Source organism: Aquicoccus sp. (genome assembly GCF_041686535.1).
In the GTDB taxonomy this organism is placed as follows: Bacteria; Pseudomonadota; Alphaproteobacteria; order Rhodobacterales; family Rhodobacteraceae; genus Aquicoccus.
In genome coordinates this window covers 1-2618 of record NZ_JAWLDS010000192.1, presented here as the reverse complement: position 1 = coordinate 2618, position 2618 = coordinate 1, and the positions used below count along the sequence as shown (strand labels likewise).

General features: G+C 61.9%; 4 protein-coding genes. All 4 read right to left on the bottom strand.

Annotated features, from left to right (window positions below; translation table 11 throughout):
* A partial coding sequence (locus ACESL9_RS17855) for an AAA family ATPase (protein ID WP_372675418.1) occupies positions 1-347 on the bottom strand: 347 nt, incomplete at its 3' end.
* A gap of 126 nt (positions 348-473) precedes the next feature.
* On the bottom strand, positions 474-779 hold the full coding sequence (locus ACESL9_RS17850; RefSeq protein WP_372675417.1) for a ParB/RepB/Spo0J family partition protein: 306 nt from the start codon (positions 777-779) through the stop codon (positions 474-476).
* Between the two features lie 21 nt (positions 780-800).
* The gene (locus ACESL9_RS17845) at positions 801-1322 is read right to left on the bottom strand and encodes a hypothetical protein (RefSeq protein ID WP_372675416.1); all 522 of its coding nucleotides are present in this window, start codon (positions 1320-1322) and stop codon (positions 801-803) included.
* A 125-nt stretch (positions 1323-1447) separates the two neighbouring features.
* Complete coding sequence (locus tag ACESL9_RS17840) at positions 1448-2419, bottom strand: IS481 family transposase (RefSeq protein ID WP_372675415.1); 972 nt, start codon at positions 2417-2419, stop codon at positions 1448-1450.
* Positions 2420-2618 lie beyond the last annotated feature (199 nt).

The window sequence follows — 2618 nt, the reverse complement described above, 5'->3', positions numbered from 1 at the left end:
ACCAGTGCCTGCATGAACGCCTTGCGCTGGCCGAGCCGCGCCTTGGCCACCGGCACGTCCGGGTACAGGTCCTGCAACACGGCGGCAGTGTCGTCGGCTTCAGAGCCCACGGCCGGAGCCTGACTCAAGACGAAAAGGCCTGGACGTCCGGCCTTCTTCAAGATTTCCACGGTGCCAGCCGCCGCTTTGATGTCGAAAGGGCCGGGCCGAATGGGAACAACAACCAGGTCCGCCGCGCGGATCGCCGCGTCGATGGTGCCGCCGGCATGGGGTGGCGTATCAATCACCACGTAGTCGGCGCGATCCTCCTGCGCCTGCGAGAGATAGGCGGAGAGGTTGCCGGGCATGGCTTGCAGGACGATTGGGTCCTCGAGTTCAGGTACCGTGATTTGTCCGTCTTTCCGCAGGAGAAGGCGGTGTCGATATCTGCGGCGTCGAGCACGGCCTCGTCGACCATGCGCGCTCGATATAGGTCAGGTCCTTGCGCGCAATGTTCTCGATTGCCTGATCCATGACGGGGCGGCATCGTTGAGTTCCTCGATCTCCGCGCGCACTTTCATCCCAGCGAGATGGCAGGCAGCAAGGCGTCGCTGGCCGGCGACGATCTCGTACTCGCCTGGCTTCGCGGGATGCGGGCGCGCCAGGATCGGCACCTTCTGCCCGGCATTGCGCAGGCTCTCGGCCAGCGTCGCGATCTCGGCTTGGCTGACATCGAGGCCATCGGTGTGGCCGCCGGCATGGACCAACCCTGGGTCGAGCTCGGCGATGGTATCCGACACATCTACGGCGCCTCACAGCGCCTAACCGTCATCCACAAACGCTTCCATGATCCCGTCGAGTTCGGCCGATGCTGCGGCCATTGCCGCGGCTTTGGCCTGGTCGCCCGTGTATTTCACGCGGGCTTGGCGGGACGTGTGGTCGTTTAGGAGCATCCCGGCTCTGGTGGCATCTTCGCTTATGGCAAAGACGATATCGTAGACAACCGAGCGACAGATATGCGCGCCGGTGCCGAACTCTGCTGACCAGACCTGCGAGACATAGTTCTCCGACACTTTGCCGCCGTCCGGGTGTTCGAAGAGCGGCCATTCCTCTGCTTCGGCCTTTGCGCGAAGCGTGTTGAGATATTTCGGATCGTCATCCTGCAATAACCTTGCATCGACGAAATGCTGAACGCTGGGGTGAATGGAACCCGGGTAGGTCTCGCGCCCGTTGCGGTGCCGGGTTTTGCGCAGTTTATAATCCCGCAAGCGGTATCGGTCATCTGACCAAACCAGATCGCCACCGAACCGAAGCTCGTGCCACTCACGGCGAAGCGGCGTCATCGGTGGGATTCCCAGCGCCATTGCACGGTTGCGCTGGATGATACGTTTTGCCGGATGGACGTAACCGGCAACTCCATCTGCGATTGCCGTCGCACGCGGGAGGATCTTTGTGATATCGAGTTTGGCTAGGTGTCACATCCCGGAAGGTAGTATGGCTGTTTCCTGAACAGCTGCGGCTTGAGTTTGTGCCAGTCCTTCATCGTTTGCAAGGGCGACTTGCTGCCGAGGGCTGACTGCGGGAGCTGCTGGTTGTAGAGCCAGACATAGCGGTGCAGCGTGGTTTCCAGTTCCTCGCCGGATCGGAAATGGTGGCTTTGAAGCACCTCCTCGATCCGGCCGTTGAAGCGCTCGACCATGCCGTTCGTCTGGGGCGATTTTGGCGGGGTCAGGCGGTGTTCGATGCTCAGTTCGACGCAAAGTTTGTCGAACTCGTGCTCGCCCGTCGCGGCGCGCTTGCGCAGGCCGAAGAGGCGATCGGTGAACTCCTTCCCGTTATCGGTCAGAATGGTGCGGATGCGGATCGGGCAGGCGCGTTGCAGGTCGCGCAGAAAGCGCCGGGCATTGGCCGCGGTTTTGGCCTTGAAGACGCGAATGAAGACCCAGCGTGTGGCGCGGTCAATGGCGACGAACAGATAGCGGCGTGAGGTTTCGTCAGCCATTTGAGGCAGATACTTCACGTCGATGTGGATGTAGCCGGGCTCGTAGGCCTTGAAGCCGCTGCGCCTCGGCCGCGCCGCCTTGGCCTGCAGGTCGCGCAGGTTGCCGACGCCATGCCGACGCAGGCAACGGTCCAGCCCCGAGCGCGAGACATGCGGGTTCAGGAACTCCCGCACCACGGCCAGCAGGTCATCGAGCGAGACCAGAAGCGTCTTGCGCAGCGCCACAGCCACGGCCTCTTGGGCTGGCGTCAGAGTGGTTTGCAGCCGGTGCGGCGTGTGGCTGCGATCCGCGACACTGTCGCGCTTGCGCCACTTGTAGATCGTCTGGGGCGTCACTCCGAAACGCTCGGACAGAACCGTGCCGACCTCCTCGCTCGCCTGGATCGCCGCCCGCACCTTGGGCGTCGTCGTCGCTTGGCTATGAAGATGAATCAGCATGTTCTCGCCCCGTCCCGAATGTCCCTCAAAACCGATCGTGCCATGAAAAGCGCAGATCGACGAGGGGAAATGTGATCATCCGGGACTAAACAACTAGGTATGCCTTATCCGGTGAACCATCCTGAACTCCTCGCAAGACCTCAAGAATAAACTGGTCACGGGTTACGCCAGTCTCTTCCATCCGGTTGAGCATATCCAC

What these genes read in the sequence shown, in the direction of transcription:
- ACESL9_RS17840 (WP_372675415.1), bottom strand. Translation starts at nt 2,419, where the DNA reads ATGCTGATTCATCTTCATAGCCAAGCGACGACGACGCCCAAGGTGCGG.
- ACESL9_RS17845 (WP_372675416.1), bottom strand. Translation starts at nt 1,322, where the DNA reads ATGACGCCGCTTCGCCGTGAGTGGCACGAGCTTCGGTTCGGTGGCGAT.